We start from the raw sequence: 15,637 nt of genomic DNA on the forward strand, positions 1-15,637 counted from the left end.
CCCGCCGGGCTTTCGCCGGCTTTTGTCGCAGAGCGGGGCGGCCCCGCAGCGCGGCCGGCTGCGCTAGCCTCGATGCATCGCCCAGGCGCTTGGAGGCCGTGATGCGGATGGTGTTCGACCCCGACGAGGCCGAAGCGCTGCGCGCCACGGCCCGTGACGCGGCGCTGGAGGACCCGACCCTGGCGTACGTCCTGCTCGACCTGGCCGACCGCGGCATCGATCTGAACGGTTGCCGCACCTGGGACGACATCAAAGCCGAAGGCGGCCTCGTCAACGACACCCAGGCCACCGGGGAGCAGCGCGTTGCCTGACCGTGCGACCCGCCGCGCCACCGTCCTCTTCCACGAGGTTGCCGAGCGACAGATCGCCGACATGGACGACACCGCCCTCGCCAGCCTGGACCCCCACCTGGACACCATCGCACTGGCCCCGAAGACCGCCGGCGTCCAGATGCGCGCCGACAGCCCGGTGCGCGAGTACGCCAAGGACGGGGTGCGCGTCGCGTACGTCCCTACGGTCCTGGGCACGATCGTCCTCGTTGCCTATGTCGAGGTCCGCTGACTCCGCTCGGGCGGGGGCGCGAAAACCGGTTGTCCCCGCGGGCGGTGGTCCGGCAGAGTGGGCACATCGCGCCGCACAGGCCCAGGAAGGAGCGCGACCGTGAACACCGTCACCCGTACCCAGTCGTATCAGCGCTCCTCAAGTCCCCAGATGAGCAGCGGGACGTCCTCGTAGTGCGCTGACCGGCTTCCTGCCGGGCCGCCCCGGGGACTGTTCCCCGCCCGGGCGGCCCATTTCCGTGTGCCGCCCACCGTGCCGGATGGTGCAACGGGCAGCACGCCTGACTCTGGATCAGGCGATCGGGGTTCGAATCCTCGTCCGGCAGCGCAGCACATGGAGAGTTGGCCGAGTGGTAAGGCAGCGGCTTGCTAAGCCGTCGTCGGGGTCACACCCGCGCGCGTTCGATCCGCGCACTCTCCGCGCGACGCGGCAGCGTCATGGAGGAGCCAGCCGACAGGCGGGGCGAGCGCTCGACAACGGTGACCGCTACTGCGAGCAACACGGTGACGCTCCTCGGCCGCGACCATCGGGGTCTCCGCTGGTCACAGGCTCGCTCGACTCTCCAGTCGAGGTGCTCGGTCACAGCGCGTTCGCGCGTCCGGCCCGTGTCCGGGGAGTTTCGGTATCGATCGACCGATTTGTGATCACGGTTCGGCGACCTTCTGCCCACCAGGGCTTTTATCGGCGCTCCTGACGTTCGAGCAGCGATAGGTTGCGGAGGCACACGCTCTTGATCATCACGGGGGATTCACCATTTCCACTCAGTCTGCCGAGCTGCCCCACGGCGCCGCGCCCACCGAGCCCGCTGCGCCCATCGAGCCCGCCGCGCCCACTTCCGACGCCGCGGACCCGGGCCTGTCCGGCTACGGCGACGGGCAACTCAGCTGCCAGTCCTGCGGCTCCGTCCCGGCCGTGGATGCGACCTTCCGCGGGCACGTTGGCCTCGTCGTGATCTTGAAGTACCTGAAGCGCCGGGGACCGTTCTGCCGTAGCTGTGGCATCGCCACGCACCGCGAGATGACCTCCGACAGCCTCTGGCAGGGCTGGTGGGGCATCCCCTCGATGATCGTCAACCCCATCGTCATGCTGATCAACATCCCGCAGCGCCTGAAGGTCAACAAGCTGCCGGAGCCGGTGCCCGGCGCGCCCCGGGCGCCGATGAACCCCGGCAAGCCGGTGTACCTGCGGCCCACGATCCTCGGTGTGCTCATCCCGGTGATCCTGGTCTCGCTGATCGTCTTCATCGAGAAGGGCGACCCCGAGTTCGCCAAGGCCGGCGACTGCATCCACAACAACAACCCGATCGTCCTGTCGGGTGTCGTCGACAGCAACGCCGACGTCGTCGTGGTCCCCTGCTCCGACCCGAGGGCCGAAGCCCGGGTCGTGGGCCGCGTGGAGGACACCAACGACGGTGAGCACGTGTGCCGGAAGTCCTTCCCTGACGCCGACGGCTACTTCACCTACGAGCGGCGCAGCGACAAGTACACCCTCTGCCTGAAGAGCCTGGAGAGCGTGCGGCAGAAGCCGGCCACGATCTTCGCCCCGTAGGGGCGTTTCAAGGGCGGCGGCGCAGCTGCAGCTGGACCAGGCCGTGGCTCGTCGCAGGCCGGCCTCGAATGGGGTCACCGCCGAACTCGGCAACGCCGTCCTGCTCACCCGCGGCGGCGACGGGCACACGGCCAACGCCCGGAGCACCTGCATCCGTGCCGCCGTCGACGCCTTCCTGACGCGGGGCACGCTCCCGGCGCCGGGCACGGGCTGCCCCAGCGACTGACGGGCCGCCGTACCGGCCGGAAACGGCGCCTGTCCCGGCGGGGAACCCCGACGGAAACGCACGGCCGCCCGCCCGGGTCGCAGCTTCGGGGCGTCTCAGTCACCCGTACAGGTAAAGTTCCTTCGCTCACTATCTGTTGTGACGTCATTTCGTGCTGTCATAGCTCTGCCAGATTCCCCGGCACTCATCGCACTTGCGCGGGAAGGCGGAACAATGGGCAGATCCACGTTCGCGACCACGGCGACGGCCGTCGCACTGACGGCTTCGGCGTTGCTCGCCGCCGCCGAAGGCCAGGCCAATGCCGAGGCCGGGCAGGACACCATCAATATGTACAAGCAGGAGAAATCCCAGTGGTGCTGGGTCGCCTCCGGGCTGACCATCGCCAAGTTCCAGGGCTACGGCAGCACGCAGACGGACTTCTGCACTCGGGCCCAGCCCTACTACGGCTGCAACAACCAACCCGCCACGCTCGACGACATGGCCAGGGGCTGGAGCAGCCTCGGCCTGACGCACCCGGGCTCGGGCCTGAGCAGCGCGGCCACGTTCAACCAGGTCTACACCGACGTCAAGGCGGCACGGCCGGTTGCGGCCCGTATCGGGTGGACGTCCGGCGGCGGCCACATGAACGTGGTCTACGGCTTCGACACGTCGAACAACACCGTCGCTGTCGCCGACCCGTGGCCGGACACCGCCACCTACACGTGGTGGAACTACAACGACTACGTCAGCAACAGCTCGTTCAAGTGGACCCACTCCCGGATCGGCATCTCCCGTTAAGGCAGGCGGCATGCAGGAAACAAGAACGTCCAGCGGGCGGGCGGTCTCCGGCCTCTCCGGCCTGGCCACCGTCCTGGTAGCGGGCGCGTCCGCGCTGCTGTCCCTCGCCGGGCCCGTCCACGCGGCCCCGGCCAAGGACCCGCTACCGGCGGACATCCCGGACTACCAGGCCGCCCTCGACCTGGTGAAGTCGGCCGACGTCCGCAACACCGTCTGTCGCTTCCTCAGCGTCCCGGTACCTCAGGGCGACGGGGCCGGGACGACGCAGTCGATCCCTGACAAGGCCGACCCGTGCGAGGGCATCCCGGCGTTCACCGTCAACGACCCCCTGGCCCTGAACGAGATCACCCCCGGCTTCGTCGCGGGGACGGCCCTGCCGATCGCCTCCGAAGCGATCAAGCTGGGTTACCTGGTCTCCGCGCTGAACGCCCCGGTCAACGGGCGCAACGCCACCGTCATGCTCGCCCCCACCCAGGGCGGCGGCTGGCACCTGGCCGCTGTGCGCGACGGCGACAGCGACGCCACGTACGCGGGCAAGGCCACGGTGGGGACCCTGGTGTTCACCGAGCCGCAGATCCGCGGCTGGTACCAGCTCAAGCTCACCACGGTCGAGCCGCTCAACGACCAGGCACGGCAAGGACTGAACGGCCAAGCCTCGCTCTCGCTGCCCGACTACCAGAAGCTGGTCAAGGCCCGCTACGCCGACAAGCTGCCCGGCTCCGGGTACGACACCACCGGCATGTCCAGCGGCTACGGCATCACGGAGAGGACGGAGAGGACGGAGAACGCCTCGTCCTCGACGCCCTCGACGGCGGTGCTCGTCGGCGGTTCGAGCGCGGCCCTCGCGCTCGCGGGCGGCGCCTTCGCCGTCCGGCGGCGGCGGCGCACCACCGACTGAACCACCGAACCCGGTCTCCTCCGCCCCGGTTTCCTCCGCCCCGGCTCCCGGCTCCCGGCTCCCGGCTCCAGGCCGGGAGCCGGGGCGACATCGTGCGGGCATGCGCCGTGACCTTCCGCAGGGAAGGTCGAGCGTTCCTGGGCTGAGGTGTCCCTCAGTTGAGTGTTCCTCAGTTGATGCCTTTCCTCAGCGCGGACCGGTGGTCGGGGTGTCCTGTCCCAGGCCCCGGCGGATCGCGATCTCCACGGGTGAGTACGCGCCGTCGGCCCGCTCCAGTTCGTACGGCGCGGCCGGCATCAGCGGCGGCTGGGCCATGAAGCGCGGCCGCACCCCGTGGTGCGGTTGCGCCGCGTGCACCAGGAACGGATGGCACAGGAAGACGTCGCCCGGGGACCCGGTGGCGAGCGCGAGCGGACGGTGGTCGGACGCCGCCACCAGGTCGGGCGCAATGGCGAGCCCGCTGGCCCCGTCCTCTCCGTACTTCTCCAGCACCTTCGGCACGTCGAGGTGGGAGCCGACCCGGATCCGGGTCGGGGCGTCCTCCTCGCCGACCTCGCTGAACAGGAACAGCATCAGCAGCGCCCGCTCCCGGGAGCGCAGATTCGTGAAGTACCAGCTCTCGCCTTCCGGCAGGTAGCTCCCCTCGATGTGCCAGCCCGCGTCGTTCGGCTCCTCCTCGTGCGGGAAGCGCAGCGGGAACGTGCCCAGCGAGTAGCGCGGTTCCCAGCGTCCCGCGCCGACGAGCAGGTCGTACGCGCGGTGCAGGGAGGGGGAGTTGGGCGCGGCGGCGAACGGCCCCTGCGCCATGCCGGCCACCCGGTGCACGGGTTGCGTCCACGTCGTCGGATCGTCCGGGTCGCAGCCGGTCTCCCGCCACAGCAGCCGCGCGCAGTCCGCGGCCACCCGCAGCGCGACGGCACCCTCCAGCTTCACGAAGCCGTCGCGCAGGAAGCGGGATACCAAGGTCGTGTCATCCATGCCCCCAGCGTGCAGCGGCACCGGTCCCGATCGCCCGACATTTTCCGCACCGCCTTCGTCGGGTGTGCTCCGGGCCGGCCCTACCTGCCCGCTCCTCCCACCTGTCGCCGCCTCCACCACCGTCCTCCACCACCGTCCTCCACCACCGTCCTCCACCACCGTCTTCCATCACCGTCACCTTGAAACGACGAAGCCGGTCAGGGCCACTCCGCACGCCTGGCGGAATATTGGCGATATCAGGCGTTTACGCCACTCGTGGGGCGGGCCCCGGGGATCACAGGATGGAGCCATCGCCGACCGGGGAAACCCGTCACCGGCCCACCGGCCCACCGGCCCACCGGACCCCGTCCCGACCAGCCAGAACGAGAGGTACCCCCATGTCTGCCACCGCTTCCGCCGAGATCGCCAGTGCCGTCCTGAGCGTGCCCGCCGCCGCCCCGGCCGAGGCCGCCGCCCACTTCGCCGCCCGTCTCGCCTTCGAGGCGGACGTCTCCGACGTCCACGCCGATCTGGCATCCGGCGCACCCGGCGTCGTGATGGTCGACACCCGCAGCCAGGCCGCCTGGGACCAGGGCCGCATCCCCGGTGCCCTCCACATCCCCACCGCGCGGATCGCCGACCTGGCACCGCAGCTGATCGACCCGGCCTGCACCGTGGTCACCTACTGCTGGGGCCCCGGCTGCAACGGCGCGACCCGCGCGGCGCTGACCTTCGCCCGCCTCGGCTACCAGGTCAAGGAAATGCTCGGCGGCTTCGAGTACTGGGTACGCGAGGGCTTCGCCTTCGACACCGCCGCCGGCACCGAGCAGCGCCCCGTCGACGACCTGACCGCCCCGCGCTCGGGCATCTCCTGCGCATGCTGACGGACACCGCACGGCCGGGCGGCGTGATCCGTCCGGCCACCGCGGCCGACCTGCCGGCGATAGCCCGCCTGTGCGCGGCCCACGCCGCCTTCGAACACGCCGAACCCGTGCCCGCCGACCTCGCCGCCCGCCTGGAACCCGTGCTGTTCTCGGCACACCCGAGAGCCTGGTGCCTCGTCGTCGACCACGGAGGCGAGCTGATCGGCTACGCCACCTGCTCCCGGGAGTTCTCCACCTGGCAGGCGGCCGACTACGTCCACCTGGACTGCCTGTTCGTCACCGAACCGCACCGGGGAGAGGGCTGGGGGCACGCCCTGCTCGACGCCGTGAAGGACGCGGCGGCGGCCCGCGGCGCCGCACACATGGAGTGGCAGACGCCCGACTGGAACACCGACGCCATCCGCTTCTACCACCGCGCGGGGGCCCACGCCCGGCCCAAGGTCAGGTTCTCACTCCCCACCTCGCTCCCCGCCCGCCCGGCGGAAAACCCGACCCGAGCGCCTGCGGGCGGTCACGCCGTCTGGCCGTAGCCGTCCGGACGGCCGGACGGTCGGCCGTTGAGCGTGCGGCGCCACCCCCGGTGCCGGCACTATCGGCCGTACACGGCAGCCAGGCGCGGCCGCGTTCGCTCAGTTGGCAGTAGACCCGGTGCTGTTCCCGGGACTTCAGGACGAAGCCGGCCCGGTGCAGGGCGGTGAGGTGGTGGGAGACCGCCAGACCCACGACTGCGGTCCGATCAACTGAGTCCGTCCCGCTCTCCTTGGAGTGAACGAAGTGAGGGCACCGGGTTCTCCCGGTGCCCTTTGTTCATCCGCTCATCCGGTCATCCGCTCGTCGGCTCCTCTGCGAGGCGCTCTCTCGCGGCGCGTGCGGTCACGGCAGCAGCAGGCCCCAGAAGAGCGCCCACGGTACGAACACCGCGCCTGCCACCAGCAGCCCGCCGAGCCGGACCCGCGCGCCGGCCGATGCCGAACGCCGGCCGCGCCACGCCTGCACCGCCGTCACGCCGGTGGCCACCACCGTGCCGACGGCCAGCAGTTGCAGGACGGACCAGACCAGCGGGCGCCCGCCGAGCTGCGGCCCGGTGGCGAGCGTTGTCGTCACGAAGAGGAAATAGCCGAGGAATCCGAGCGTGGCCGCCAGGCCGGTACCGGCCAACCATCGCGCGGCCCTGCCGCCCGGTGCCACGGGACGCCGGCGCAGCCGCCGTACCAGGCCCGACAGTAGGTAGCCGGCGAAGGCGAGGGCCATCAGCAGGAAGGCGGCGGCCTGCGCCACCGAGCCCTGATAGGCCGGGACCGAGGCCAGGGCCTGGCTCCGGCGGTCCTGCCGGGGCAGCGGGTCGTTCACCCGGTGGCCGTGGCCGGCCACCCAGGCGGCCACGGTGTCGACGTAGCCCGGCGTCAGCTGCTCGCCCCGCGCGAACCCGTCCGCGGAGACGTGCAGTTTGTGGTCCGCCTGCGGGAAGAAGCGCAGCGTCAGATCGTCGTTGCCGCCCCGGTGCAGTGCGTCGGCGAGGACGGCGGCGCTCTCGGCCGGCGGAACCTGCTTGTCGTTGCCCCACAGGGCGAGCACCGGCTGGTGCAGGTGCTCCAGCACCGGTACCGGGTCGTAGTCCGCCTCGGGGAACAGCCCGGCGTCGCTCAGCAACCGGGTGCCCGTCACCGACACGGTCTCCAGCAGCGAGCCCGAAGCGCCCTCGTGCCGCAGCTTGTTGTCGAGGTGCCACGCCTGCTGCCGGGCCGGGGTCGGCCCGGACGCGCCGACCACGACCACGTACGAGACCTGCTCGGAGCGGCTGGCGGCCAGCGGGGCCACCCAGCCGCCCTCGCTGAACCCCCACAGCCCGATCCGGTGCGGGTCCACGTCCGTCCGCTCCGCCAGGGTGCGGACCCCGGCGAGGGCGTCATCGGCCAGTTGGGAGTACGACCGCTGGGTCATCGAGTAGCCGGTGGTCCGTTTGTCGTAGCTGAGCACCACGAACCCGGCCTGCGCCATCGCCTCGGCCTCGGCCCGGTACCCCGCCCGCTTCTCCGGTCCCGCGCCGTGCACCAGGACGATGCCCGGCCTGGGGCCCGGCGCACCGGCGGCCTCCGTGATCGTGCCGTGCAACGTGACGTCCCCGCTGCGGAAGTCCACATCCTGCACGGCTTGCTGTGCGGCCGGGGCCGCCGTCGCCGTCGCCGTCGCCGTCGACGCTCCCGCGACCAGTGCCACCGCCGCGGCCACCAGCGGCACCATCCATCGAACCCGCATTGCCATTCCCCCCGCGATCTGCGCACCCGACCGGTCGGCCGGCTGCTGATAGAGATCGTGCCAGCCAGGGGAGTCGCCGCAGATCCGGCGAACTCCCCACCTCGAGGTGGGGAAAGCCCCACCTCCTCCGTGCGAAGCCCCAGCCGGACCCCCACGCACCCGACGCACCCGACCCGCGGCGTTCCCCCGAGTCCCGTCCCCCCGAGTCCCGTCCCCCACCGACGCGTACGGCCTGCCCGAGCCGTGCCCGGTCGCCGCGGCTCGGTTCTGCCGCGGACAGCGCGGGCCCTGCCGCTACCGGCTCTGAGCCGCTACCAGGTGACGAACCCGTTGGTGCCGCTGAGGCCCGGGCCGAGTTTGGGCAGGTGGCCTTCGGCCGACATGTCCAGCCGCCAGTCGCCGTCCGCCCAGCGGAGGTTGGCGGTCGTCGAGTTGTGGCTTCCGGGCCGGGCACCCGGAAGGTCGACGATCAGCATGACCATGGCCCGCTCCGGCGTGTAGGTCATGACGGAGAAGGCGACCACCTTCACCGAGCCGATGCCCTCGGCGTGGAGCGGGTCCTGGAGCCGGTGGTCGGCGTATTCCTTGGCGGCGCTCGGCGGGTAGATCTGGGCCCGGGCGGCCTGCTCCCAGTCGTCGTGGCCGGTGTCGATCGCCGCGAGCACCGCGGCGGCCCTGGAGGCCCCTTCGGGGGTGTGCGCGAAGCAGTGCCAGAAGCCGCCCTCGTAGAGGAGCGGGCCCGTGGTGCGGGAGGTGGGGACCAGCAGCGAGCCCAGCGGCTTGAACTCCGTCCCGGGCGGGGTGGCGGTCGGCTTGCTCTGGTCGTGGTCGTCGGTCCGGCAGCCCGGGCCCCGATCGCCGACCGGTGCCGGCTCCGGTGCCGGTGGCGTGGTGGTGGCCGGGGCGGGCGCACTGGTCGCCGCGGTCGAACCCGGAGTGCTCGCAGCACTCGTGGCCGCACTCGTGGGCGCGGTGGCGGTGACGGTGGTGCCGGTCGATGCGGACGTGGATGCGGACGTCGACGTGGACGTGGGCGTGCAGGCGGCGCTCAGGCCGAGCGCGGCGACGGCCGCCAGGGCGGCGCCCCGAGATCTGATGGACATGATGGTGGCGAATCCCCCGGTGATGTCGATTCTGACGACATGGATCATGCCAGCCCCGGAGGCTCGGTACCGCCATCGATGTCCAAGCGGGCGGCTCTGCTGCAGTCGGTCACGGGACCTTCGCCGGTGCCCTGAGCGCAGTAGGTCAGGTCCGCCCACATCGCGCCGCCCCGCCGGCGTCCTGGCCCCCGCAGTAGCCGGTCCCGCGTCGGCCGTGCTCCTCGCTTTCCCCTCGCTCGGTTTCTCGTGATTCTCACAACCCGTCGTTCGCCCAGCGCGCCAGCCCGGCGGGAGGACGGTCGGACCCTGGCGGGTCAGGTGAACGACAGCAGCATGACCGGTGCCGTGGTGGGGTGCGCGGAGCCGCCGGTCGGTTCGGCGGTGACGCCGATGCCGCTCGCCCCGTTGAGGGGTCCGGTCAGCAGCAGCTGCACCGGACGTAGCCGCCCGCTCCAGCGCCGTATCCCGGCGTTGCGAAGCCGGCGACACCGCTCCCCTGCCCCGCCGCCGTCGCCGACGACGGTGAAGGTTCCGGAGGTGGCGTTGGCAGGCACGGGGTAGGTGGTACTGCCGATGGTGGTGCAGATGCCGGCAGCCCGGGCCTGGACGGTGCCGGGCACGACGGCGAGAGTCAGGGAGACGGCACCGCCGGCAGTCGCACGGCACGGCACGCGCCGCCGGGACGAGAGAACACGGGAAGGGCATACTCCGTTCGCCCCGCCCGATCAGGCCCATTCCGCCGCTCCGCCGGCCTCGATCTCTCTCCGGCCTCCGCCGCCGCGCTGTGCGAGGCTTCCGTCCCAGGGCAGGCGGTGGATGTACCCGAGCGGCTCCCGGACGGGGCTGACGAATCCCGTTGAGGACCCCAGGTCGGTCAGAGGGTGGTCCGGCCCCCGCCGGGAGACGCTCATGAACGTCCTCCCCGTCAGAAGGCGACGATGCCTTCGCCGCCGGCGCCGTCGGGGACGGTCTGGGAGCCGAGCGGGGTGAGGGAGCCGTCGTCGTTGACCGCGAACTCGTCGAGGATGCCGTGGACGCCGGTCTGGGCGTAGAGGTAGTGCCGGTCGGAGGAGACCGCGGCGTCGACGGTGCCGGGGTCGGTGGGCGTGTTGCCCAGGGCGGTCAGCCGGCGGCCTCGGTCGGCGGTGCGGAAGCCGGTGAGGGTCGAGCTGCCCGCGTTGGAGGTGTAGAGCAGGTCGTGGACGGCGACGATCCAGCAGGTGGCCGCCTGGTTCGTGGCTGCGAACGCCTCCTGCGTGGCGGTGCCGTCGGGGTGGATCGTGAAGGTCGCCACGGCGTTCGTGCCGGCCTCGGTGAGGAACAGGCCGTGGCGGCCGTTGGGGACGAACGCGAAGGGGACGGCGCCGGGCAGCAGGGTGGTGACGGGGGTGTCGGCGGGGGCGCCGGAGCGGTCGAGGTTGAACACCAGGAGGCTGTTGCTGTTCGCCTTGGTGGTGACGACGAGCTGGGAGCCTTCGCCGGTGAAGCCGACCTGACCCGGGGTGGTGGTGAACTGGGGCGTGGCGTTCGGGTCGAGCCCGAGGCAGCGGTTGCGTCCCGCCTCCTTGTGGAGGCGTCCATCGCGGACCGTGTAGCCCTGGATCGAGCCGCCGTCCAGGGCGTTGAGCACGTAGACGACGTTGTTGTGCACGGCGACGCTCACCGGGAAGCGGCCGCCGGAGCCCACCACCTGCCGCAGCGCGAGCCGGTCGCCGTCCACCGAGAAGACGGAGACGGTATCGCTGCCGGCGTTCACGGCGTACAGCAGGGCGTGGCGCGGGTCGTAGGTGAGGGAACCCTGGGAGGCCAGGTGGTCGGCGACGGATCCGGCCAGCACGCCGCCGAGGCCGTGGGTGTCGTAGGTGCCGGCAGGGGTGAGGTGGCCGTCGTCCGCTCGCCGGTAGGCGATGACCTGGTTGCCCGCAGGGTTGTCGTTCTGGACGAAGACGGCGTGGTCTCCGCCGCGGGGATGGCCCACGCCGCCGTACGCGGCGGACGCGGCCGGGGCACCAACGGCCGCGGTCGCGAGGGCGGTTGCGACGGCGACGGCGAGTCGAGTGATCTTCTGCACGGTGTGCTGCCTCCTTGAGGGCCGGGGCTTCGCCGAAGCCCGGGCCCTGGGTCGGGCCGGATTCGGCTGCCGCGGCCGGGCGCGCAGTGACGGGGCGACGGACGCAGGACGCGTCCTCGCTTCTGCTCGCTGGCAAGGTATGTGACGTTTGATCGGAGATGCGGGATATGGGAGGGCTCGGCGGCCCGGGTCACTCGGTGAGCCGGACGGTCTTCTGGCCGGGGACGTCGACGCGAACGGCCGACGGCTGCTCTGATGGTGCCTGGGGAACCGGTCGCACACGGGGGCGCTCATGGCTGCGCAGACCGTCATCGGTCTGGTGGGAATCGTCACGCTGGCGGGCGTGGTCGTGGCCGTCGTCGCCGTCTGGCGGACCGGCTCACCCTTCCCACCGCTGAGAGACGCCCCACCGCGCGGACCGGACTGTGCGAGCTGCGGCCACAGGGATCACGACGGGAGCGGCTGCTCCGAGCGGGTTTCAGCCTCGGGGGACATCTATGACGGCGCCGGCGACTGGGTCGGCTACATGAATGAGACGTACTGCAACTGCGGCGAGTACCGCACCGAGCCCTGGCCGTCCTGCACCACCTGCGGCCACAGCTACGGCAAGCACCACATGCTCCTCAGGTGCCGGCACATCACGAACAGGGGCGCCCGCGACGAAAGGGCCTGCCCCTGCCTCAAGTACTGCGCCGACCCCGGGCCGAAGCCGTCCTCCTAGCCGGAGAGGCCCCGCGCGGAGGGCCACCGTTGCCCCCCTTGCCGCCGATCGGCGCGCGGGGCGGCAAGGAGCTGTGCCTGATGTGCCGACGACAGGGAGCCCGGTGCCGACACACCGAGCGTGACCTCTCCGACGTCTCCCCCCGTGTCGTACGTGCCTCACGACCCCCCAGATATCAGTGAGGCACGCGAGGCTACCGGCCCTGTGCGGTGGCATCGGCCGGCTGCACGAGGCCCAGGACGGCGAGAAGGGAGCGGTTTTCTTGCGATCGTCGCGTACCGCCAGGCCGTTGAGGCGTCGATCGTGCCCGGCGATGGGGCGGTGCACATTTCCGAGCTGCCGACTCGGCACGGTCGCGGCGAGGAGGCGAGTGAGGTGATGCGGGCGCCGACCGATGCTGCCGGCGGCGCGTTCATTTCAGGACGCGCTGGATGAGCAGGGCGTGTTCGGGGTGCTGGAGAGCTGCGTAGGAGAACAGGGACCGGATCGCGGTCGGTGGACGTTGCGGGTTCCGGTGCTGTCGCCGCGCTCGTTCTCCCGGTGGGGGCCTGCGGTCGAGAGCCGGGGATTCCTTCGCTCCTTCCGAATCCCGGCAGGTCGGTCACAGGACTTGCGGTCCTGCGGGCCGGACGGGTTGCGGGCGTTCCGGCATGGGCCGTTTTCGGGGGCGCACCGGCGGCAGCACCTGGGCGGCTTCGGTCTGCCGGGTATCGAGGATGTCCGCCTGGTGCTGGGCCCGGGTCTCCAGCCGTCGCAGGCGGGCGTCGAGCAGGTCGTCGGTGGTCGCCGCCCGCAGCGCCCGCCAGAGTGCGAGCTTGCCCTGGACCCCCGAGCGCATGGCCTCCAGCTCCAGGAGGTCACTGAGCGGGGACCGGTGGACCAGGCGCCCGTTGAGTTTCAGCCGGCCGGCCTTTTCGACGGCGGCGCCCATCAGCATCCGGCGCCACCGGGGCCGTGCGCCGAGGGCCCGCATCAGGTGGACGAGCTCGTCGCGGTCCTCGGTGATCTCCTGGGCGAGGGCGCGGAGTTCGGATGCGGCGGGCTCTGCCTGGTGCTCGCGGGCGATCCGGTGCGCGAGTGCCGCACCGGCGTAGGAGCCGGCCAGGTGGTCGTTGAGGTAGAGCGCGAGGAGGCGCTCGCCGTCCGGGTCCGTCATGTCGTCACTCCTTCGACGTGTGCGCCGCTCAGGCGGCCGGGGTGGTCGGTCGTGGCAGGACCTTCGTCCCCGGTGCCCGTCCGCCGGCCCTTGGTGAACACCCTTTCCGCTGTCGTCGGCTCGCGATTGTTGTCGGCTCCCGGTTCTCGCGACTGCCCAACGGGACGGGACGGAAACGACGCGGCACAGTCGCCCGGGTCAGTGACGGTCGGAAACGGCCGCGTGGAGCCCGGCCGCCCCGGGTACACGCGGGATTCCGACGGCGGCGCAACGGAGGTTACCGATGCAACCTGTGGTCGAGCGAGGGAGCGCCCACCTGGGCCGCAGGACCTGCTTCCCGCCGTGCGGACCGAGGACGTCACCTCCCGGGGTGACGCCTGCGGACGGGCTCGCGTTGCGGCCCGGTCCGAGGACCTCGACCCTGAAACTGACGAAAGGACGACGCAATGGGCACCTCCCGCAGCGGAAAGAACGACGACACTCGGCCCGACGAGGAGACGCGGGATCGGTCCGCGGAGGAACGGAGCATCGTGGCTCCCACCCCGCGGGACGTACGGGCAAAGGCCGAGGGCGATGCGGAGGAAGACGAGGGCCCGGAGCCGCCGGCCGCCGACAGCCTGGCGCCATGAGTGGCAGCCCTGTCCGAGCGCTCCGCGGGGCTGAGCCCGTGAAGCCGGTCACCACCACCGGGCCGCCCCGCCCGTATGCGACCGGCTATCTCCTGTGGCTACGCGATTCCACCGGCGTCCTCAGGTCTTCGCCGGTCGCGGCCACGAGCCGACTGGGCCCCGCCGGGCATCTCGTCTACACCGACTGTGACGGTCGTCTGCAGGTCGAGATCACCGCAGAGGGGCGCCACCGAGTGCTGACTTGCCCCGCCCGGATCCAGGTCGTGGAAACCGCACCCCTGCCATGACGGTACGGCTTCGTGCCGCCGGGCCGGTCGGTTCCGGGGGCACCCGTCGGCGAACAGAACGAACCCCCGGTCCTCCCGTGCCGTCCGCGTCGGCGAACCGGCTGCCCCGCGGACGGGGAGACACCCCTCTCGTTGCGCGGGGGCGGCGGGCTTGTCGCCGAGGCCGCTCGGGTCCTGCGGCATGCGAGTGGTCCACTCCGGGTGCCTGTCTGGGGGCTCGCTCGGCGGGTACCTGTGCGACCGTGTTGGAGAGCATTGAGGAGCACCACGTGGTGGTGTGGATGCTCTCCGAACTGGCGGGGCTGGACCCGCAGGACGAGCGGTTCGACGCGAAGATGACGGTGTTGATGGAGAACGTGCGCCACCACGTCGAGGAGGAGGAACAGGACTGGTTCCCCGACGTCCGCAAGGCCATGGGCCGCAACCGCCTCCAGGAGCTGGGCGACCGGCTCGAAGAGGCGAAGAGGACCGCCACCCGCGACCCCCTGAAGGTGCCCAGCGCCACCGAGTGAACGGCCCGGGCCACCGACGCCGCGCGCCGACACGGTTCGTGCCCGAGAGCCGGTTTGACGGCCGGTGCTTCCGGCCACACGTCGGAAAGGGGCGTGCGACCGCACCAGAGATGCAAGGAACCGGTATGCCCGACTGTTGTCAACCGACAAGGCCCCGGGACGGCGATATGACGGGCGGGTCCAGGACCGGGCTCGGGGTGTTCGACAACGGCCTCCGGGTACCGTGACATGCGCCGCAGGGGTTCGTTCACGCCGGCCCACCGCAGCTGGTGGCAGGTCCTCCGGGTGACGGCGGCAGACGTGTGGGAGCGGGGCCGCACCATCGAACTGCTGCAGCGGTCGATGGCCTTCGCGGCGCTGTTCTTCGTGACCCTCGTGCCGCTGTTGATCGTCATCGCCGCCGCCTTCCCGTCGCGGGGCAGTGGCATCACCGAGTGGATCACCGACGGCCTGGGTCTGACCGGCCGGGGCGCCGTCGCCGTGCACGGCCTCTTCGCCTCCCGGGGACAGGTGCTCAGCACCACCACGGGCTTCGGCCTGGCCGCGCTCGCGGTCTTCGGGATCTCCCTGATGGCCGCCGTGCAGGGCGTCTACGAGCGCACCTGGGGGCTGGACCGCGGTCCCTGGCACTCGGTCTGGCGCCAGACGCTGGGCCTGGCCGGACTGATCGGATACATCCTGCTGGCCGCCTCCAGCGGTTCGCCCTGGCGGCACGCGAGCGTCCAACCCGCCTTCCGCATCGCTGTCACGACCCTCGGCGGCGTCCTGCTGTTCTGGTGGCTCCAGCACCTGCTGCTCGCCGGTCGCGTCCCGTACCGGGACCTGCTGCCGGGGGCGGTCGCGGCCATCGTGGCGCTGGCCGGACTGAGGCTGTTCTCCCGGCTGGTCTTCGCACCGCTGCTGGTGTCCAACGCGACTTCCTACGGGACGGTCGGCACGGTGCTGGTCGTCCAGTCCTGGCTGATCGGCGTGGGCTACACCGTCTACGGCGGCGCACTCGCCGGGCGTGCGCTGGTGCGGGCCTACCGGGAGCCCGACTGACAGGGGAGGT

At 71.7% G+C, this 15,637-nt stretch carries 18 protein-coding genes and 2 tRNA genes; 14 read left to right on the top strand and 6 right to left on the bottom strand.

The annotated features are described in order from the left end of the window. Window positions 1–101 precede the first annotated feature (101 nt). The 8 genes from ACIBEC_RS31240 (at window position 102) to ACIBEC_RS31275 (ending at window position 4,010) form a co-directional block, all read left to right on the top strand. Complete coding sequence (locus tag ACIBEC_RS31240; protein ID WP_360502809.1) at window positions 102–311, top strand: hypothetical protein; 210 nt, start codon at window positions 102–104, stop codon at window positions 309–311. Next, window positions 304–561: a hypothetical protein gene (locus ACIBEC_RS31245; RefSeq protein ID WP_360502807.1), complete on the top strand. Its 258-nt coding sequence runs from the start codon at window positions 304–306 to the stop codon at window positions 559–561. The genes ACIBEC_RS31240 and ACIBEC_RS31245 overlap by 8 nt, the downstream gene beginning before the upstream one ends. A gap of 253 nt (window positions 562–814) precedes the next feature. After that, window positions 815–886 (top strand) — tRNA-Gln (locus tag ACIBEC_RS31250). 10 nt (window positions 887–896) lie between these two features. Beyond that, window positions 897–981, top strand: a tRNA-Ser gene (locus tag ACIBEC_RS31255). Window positions 982–1,578: 597 nt separating this feature from the next. Further along, window positions 1,579–2,109 (top strand): hypothetical protein, encoded by a 531-nt coding sequence (locus tag ACIBEC_RS31260; protein ID WP_360502804.1) that lies wholly within the window; start codon window positions 1,579–1,581, stop codon window positions 2,107–2,109. Window positions 2,110–2,152: 43 nt separating this feature from the next. Next, on the top strand, window positions 2,153–2,335 hold the full coding sequence (locus ACIBEC_RS31265; RefSeq protein ID WP_360502803.1) for an alpha/beta hydrolase: 183 nt from the start codon (window positions 2,153–2,155) through the stop codon (window positions 2,333–2,335). Between the two features lie 213 nt (window positions 2,336–2,548). Next, a complete protein-coding gene (locus ACIBEC_RS31270) occupies window positions 2,549–3,112 on the top strand; it encodes a papain-like cysteine protease family protein (protein WP_360502800.1) in 564 nt (187 codons plus the stop codon). A gap of 10 nt (window positions 3,113–3,122) precedes the next feature. Continuing rightward, window positions 3,123–4,010 (top strand): hypothetical protein, encoded by an 888-nt coding sequence (locus ACIBEC_RS31275; RefSeq protein ID WP_360502797.1) that lies wholly within the window; start codon window positions 3,123–3,125, stop codon window positions 4,008–4,010. 186 nt (window positions 4,011–4,196) lie between these two features. Here ACIBEC_RS31275 and ACIBEC_RS31280 read toward each other — a convergent pair whose 3' ends face one another. Next, a complete protein-coding gene (locus ACIBEC_RS31280; protein ID WP_360502795.1) occupies window positions 4,197–4,988 on the bottom strand; it encodes a phytanoyl-CoA dioxygenase family protein in 792 nt (263 codons plus the stop codon). 377 nt (window positions 4,989–5,365) lie between these two features. On the opposite strand from ACIBEC_RS31280, the gene ACIBEC_RS31285 reads away from it, so the two are divergent. Next, window positions 5,366–5,851: a rhodanese-like domain-containing protein gene (locus ACIBEC_RS31285; RefSeq protein ID WP_360502792.1), complete on the top strand. Its 486-nt coding sequence runs from the start codon at window positions 5,366–5,368 to the stop codon at window positions 5,849–5,851. Next, the gene (locus ACIBEC_RS31290) at window positions 5,845–6,381 is read left to right on the top strand and encodes a GNAT family N-acetyltransferase (RefSeq protein ID WP_360502790.1); all 537 of its coding nucleotides are present in this window, start codon (window positions 5,845–5,847) and stop codon (window positions 6,379–6,381) included. The genes ACIBEC_RS31285 and ACIBEC_RS31290 overlap by 7 nt, the downstream gene beginning before the upstream one ends. A 343-nt stretch (window positions 6,382–6,724) precedes the next feature. Here the strand turns inward: ACIBEC_RS31290 and ACIBEC_RS31295 are convergent, their stop codons facing one another. From ACIBEC_RS31295 to ACIBEC_RS31310, 4 genes are all read right to left on the bottom strand, one after another. Then, complete coding sequence (locus ACIBEC_RS31295; protein ID WP_360502788.1) at window positions 6,725–8,107, bottom strand: prolyl oligopeptidase family serine peptidase; 1,383 nt, start codon at window positions 8,105–8,107, stop codon at window positions 6,725–6,727. A 311-nt stretch (window positions 8,108–8,418) separates the two neighbouring features. Then, window positions 8,419–9,210 (bottom strand): hypothetical protein, encoded by a 792-nt coding sequence (locus ACIBEC_RS31300; protein ID WP_360502785.1) that lies wholly within the window; start codon window positions 9,208–9,210, stop codon window positions 8,419–8,421. A gap of 314 nt (window positions 9,211–9,524) precedes the next feature. Then, window positions 9,525–9,830 carry a hypothetical protein gene (locus tag ACIBEC_RS31305; protein ID WP_360502783.1) on the bottom strand — a complete coding sequence of 102 codons (306 nt, stop codon included), beginning with the start codon at window positions 9,828–9,830 and terminating at the stop codon, window positions 9,525–9,527. 305 nt (window positions 9,831–10,135) lie between these two features. After that, window positions 10,136–11,281: a beta-propeller fold lactonase family protein gene (locus ACIBEC_RS31310; protein ID WP_360502780.1), complete on the bottom strand. Its 1,146-nt coding sequence runs from the start codon at window positions 11,279–11,281 to the stop codon at window positions 10,136–10,138. Between the two features lie 292 nt (window positions 11,282–11,573). Between ACIBEC_RS31310 and ACIBEC_RS31315 the strand changes: the two genes are divergently transcribed. Then, window positions 11,574–12,002, top strand: coding sequence for a hypothetical protein (locus ACIBEC_RS31315; RefSeq protein ID WP_360502778.1), 429 nt, complete (start codon window positions 11,574–11,576; stop codon window positions 12,000–12,002). A 601-nt stretch (window positions 12,003–12,603) separates the two neighbouring features. Here ACIBEC_RS31315 and ACIBEC_RS31320 read toward each other — a convergent pair. Next, window positions 12,604–13,158, bottom strand: a complete 555-nt coding sequence (locus tag ACIBEC_RS31320) for a hypothetical protein (RefSeq protein WP_360502776.1) — start codon at window positions 13,156–13,158, stop codon at window positions 12,604–12,606. Between the two features lie 625 nt (window positions 13,159–13,783). Here ACIBEC_RS31320 and ACIBEC_RS31325 point away from each other — a divergent pair. The 3 genes from ACIBEC_RS31325 to ACIBEC_RS31335 all read left to right on the top strand — a co-directional run bounded on the left by ACIBEC_RS31325 (window position 13,784) and on the right by ACIBEC_RS31335 (window position 15,627). Continuing rightward, window positions 13,784–14,074: a DUF6296 family protein gene (locus tag ACIBEC_RS31325; protein ID WP_396289425.1), complete on the top strand. Its 291-nt coding sequence runs from the start codon at window positions 13,784–13,786 to the stop codon at window positions 14,072–14,074. 242 nt (window positions 14,075–14,316) lie between these two features. Further along, window positions 14,317–14,586 carry a hemerythrin HHE cation-binding protein gene (locus ACIBEC_RS31330; protein WP_396289428.1) on the top strand — a complete coding sequence of 90 codons (270 nt, stop codon included), beginning with the start codon at window positions 14,317–14,319 and terminating at the stop codon, window positions 14,584–14,586. A gap of 228 nt (window positions 14,587–14,814) precedes the next feature. Then, entirely contained in the window at window positions 14,815–15,627 is an 813-nt protein-coding gene (locus tag ACIBEC_RS31335; RefSeq protein WP_360502771.1) for a ribonuclease BN, read from the top strand. Window positions 15,628–15,637: the final 10 nt, after the last annotated feature.

The organism is Kitasatospora sp. NPDC051164 (genome assembly GCF_044455625.1).
In the GTDB taxonomy this organism is placed as follows: domain Bacteria; phylum Actinomycetota; class Actinomycetes; order Streptomycetales; family Streptomycetaceae; genus Kitasatospora.

Excerpts from the sequence above, each read along its gene's own strand:
- ACIBEC_RS31280 (WP_360502795.1), bottom strand. The coding sequence starts at position 4,988 with ATGGATGACACGACCTTGGTATCCCGCTTCCTGCGCGACGGCTTCGTG.
- ACIBEC_RS31295 (WP_360502788.1), bottom strand. The coding sequence starts at position 8,107 with ATGCGGGTTCGATGGATGGTGCCGCTGGTGGCCGCGGCGGTGGCACTG.
- ACIBEC_RS31320 (WP_360502776.1), bottom strand. The coding sequence starts at position 13,158 with ATGACGGACCCGGACGGCGAGCGCCTCCTCGCGCTCTACCTCAACGAC.
- ACIBEC_RS31300 (WP_360502785.1), bottom strand. The coding sequence starts at position 9,210 with ATGTCCATCAGATCTCGGGGCGCCGCCCTGGCGGCCGTCGCCGCGCTC.
- ACIBEC_RS31290 (WP_360502790.1), top strand. The coding sequence starts at position 5,845 with ATGCTGACGGACACCGCACGGCCGGGCGGCGTGATCCGTCCGGCCACC.
- ACIBEC_RS31335 (WP_360502771.1), top strand. The coding sequence starts at position 14,815 with ATGCGCCGCAGGGGTTCGTTCACGCCGGCCCACCGCAGCTGGTGGCAG.
- ACIBEC_RS31260 (WP_360502804.1), top strand. The coding sequence starts at position 1,579 with ATGACCTCCGACAGCCTCTGGCAGGGCTGGTGGGGCATCCCCTCGATG.
- ACIBEC_RS31285 (WP_360502792.1), top strand. The coding sequence starts at position 5,366 with ATGTCTGCCACCGCTTCCGCCGAGATCGCCAGTGCCGTCCTGAGCGTG.
- ACIBEC_RS31270 (WP_360502800.1), top strand. The coding sequence starts at position 2,549 with ATGGGCAGATCCACGTTCGCGACCACGGCGACGGCCGTCGCACTGACG.
- ACIBEC_RS31240 (WP_360502809.1), top strand. The coding sequence starts at position 102 with ATGCGGATGGTGTTCGACCCCGACGAGGCCGAAGCGCTGCGCGCCACG.
- ACIBEC_RS31275 (WP_360502797.1), top strand. The coding sequence starts at position 3,123 with ATGCAGGAAACAAGAACGTCCAGCGGGCGGGCGGTCTCCGGCCTCTCC.
- ACIBEC_RS31325 (WP_396289425.1), top strand. The coding sequence starts at position 13,784 with ATGAGTGGCAGCCCTGTCCGAGCGCTCCGCGGGGCTGAGCCCGTGAAG.
- ACIBEC_RS31315 (WP_360502778.1), top strand. The coding sequence starts at position 11,574 with ATGGCTGCGCAGACCGTCATCGGTCTGGTGGGAATCGTCACGCTGGCG.